The organism is Aeromonas sp. MR16 (genome assembly GCF_022549315.1).
GTDB classification, from domain to species: domain Bacteria; phylum Pseudomonadota; class Gammaproteobacteria; order Enterobacterales; family Aeromonadaceae; genus Aeromonas; species Aeromonas aquatica.
The window spans coordinates 1-251 of sequence record NZ_JAKZFK010000092.1; the positions used below are offsets into that span (position 1 = coordinate 1).

At 41.8% G+C, this 251-nt stretch carries 1 rRNA gene; it reads right to left on the reverse strand.

From position 1 onward, the window contains the following. Nucleotides 1-85: ribosomal RNA gene (locus MM194_RS21880) — 23S ribosomal RNA — on the reverse strand; the annotation flags it as partial. Nucleotides 86-251: the final 166 nt, after the last annotated feature.

Below are 251 nucleotides of genomic sequence, written 5' to 3' on the forward strand. Positions count from 1 at the left end.
CTTCTCACAGCTTATCGCAGGTTAGTACGTCCTTCATCGCCTCTGACTGCCAAGGCATCCACCATGTACGCTTAGTCACTTAACCATACAACCCCAAGAAGTGTCGTCGAAACGACGCGACTTGTTGAAGTACAACAAGGACCAAAATAAATTTTGGTTTTCGCCAAGAAGTTTCCAAAGCACTTGTAACAAATGTTTGAGAACTACTTTTTAAATCAGCTTTCCAGATTGTTAAAGAGCATGTTTGCAAC